Here is a 1,323-nt window from a genome sequence, read left to right on the forward strand (position 1 = left end):
CCCGAACCCTTCGTGCTGCTCGGGGGAACGAACGGACGTACACGTCGACCGAGTTGCCCAAGCGTGGCGTCGGCGATCCGTGCTGGCTCGGTCAGTTGATCGCCCGGCGTTCGGCGGTGCCCGTCATGGGTTGAACGGCGGTTTACGGGGTGGGCTCCGGGGTCTGGTGCTGCGGGTGCTCGTGCTGGTGTCGGCGCTGCGGGTGTTCGGGGTGGTGCTGGTGCTCGCGCTGGTGTTAGTCGCGGCTTCTCTCGGGGGTACCAGTCCCGGCGCGGAAGTTCTCGGAGTTTCCGCAGCTCAGTGGCTTGGAGCCCGAACCTACTGATCCCAACATGTGTGGTGCAAGGAGGCTCACTGACGCGACCTGGTGCATCGGCTGCTGATCGGGCGGGTACCAGCGGGCACTGCCGGCGTCAGGCGCTTCCCGCTGCCCGCCTCTTGAGATAGCCCTGTGTGCGCGAGAGCGCGTGGGCCATCAGGCCGTTTGCCAGGAGTAGCAACCATCCCCCAGGCATGTAGACGGCACGAACCGAGTATCCCGATTCGCTGTCATCCGAGATCTCCAGGCCGAGTGTCATCGCGAGCACCCACAGACCGAGGAGCGTGACGAGCGTGATCCAGCCAGCACAGATCCCGCCTGCCGCCAGGCCCCACATTTTGAGGCCATGACCGCTGGCCAGCCCCAGTAGGAACAGGACCGCCAAGACGAGGCTGGCCGCAGTGCCAATGATCCCGAGCGGTATCGGCTGCCAGCTCAGGTCCACTCCGGGCCCTCCCTGGCAAAGTGAGACAAGTCAGGCATACTGGATGATTCATTGAGTCGAGGGCGGAGAAGGAGTAGTCCCAGGTGGCCAGCACCAACGACCACAGGGCCCCGGATCCGCAGGTGGAGCCCCGGTCCACGAACCGCCGGTTCTCGGCGGCGTACAAGCAGCGGATCCTCGCCGAGTACGACACCCTGGACAAGCAGGGCAAGGGCGCGCTGCTGCGGCGCGAGGGCCTGTACTCCTCGCTGATCTCGGCGTGGAAGAGCCAGCGCGACGCCGGGGCTGCGGCAGCCCTGGCCGCACCGGCGGGCCGGCCGAAGGCCGACCCCCGCGACAAGGAGATCGCCAAGCTCAAGAGTGAAGTCGAGCGCCTGGAGAAGGAGTTGGGCAAGGCCCGCACCGTCATCGAGGTGCAGGGAAAACTCTCCGCGCTGCTGGACCAGCTCGCCACGGGCAGCGCGACCAACGACGGCGAGACGAAGTAGACCATGCCGCACCCGCCCTGCCGGGCACGGCGGGCACGGTGTTCGAGGACGCCCGGACCGCGGCCCTGGAG

The 1,323-nt window shown here is 67.4% G+C and carries 2 protein-coding genes; one reads left to right on the plus strand and one right to left on the minus strand.

All coding sequences use genetic code 11. The features are described 5' to 3' along the window. Positions 1-413: 413 nt before the first annotated feature. On the minus strand, positions 414-764 hold the full coding sequence (locus ACFQ87_RS46560; protein ID WP_380617105.1) for a hypothetical protein: 351 nt from the start codon (positions 762-764) through the stop codon (positions 414-416). An 83-nt stretch (positions 765-847) separates the two neighbouring features. Here ACFQ87_RS46560 and ACFQ87_RS46565 point away from each other — a divergent pair, with 83 nt between their 5' ends. Beyond that, positions 848-1,252, plus strand: a complete 405-nt coding sequence (locus ACFQ87_RS46565) for a transposase (protein WP_380617106.1) — start codon at positions 848-850, stop codon at positions 1,250-1,252. The last annotated feature ends 71 nt before the right edge of the window (positions 1,253-1,323 follow it).

It is taken from the genome of Kitasatospora sp. NPDC056531 (assembly GCF_042794375.1).
Lineage (GTDB): Bacteria > Actinomycetota > Actinomycetes > Streptomycetales > Streptomycetaceae > Kitasatospora.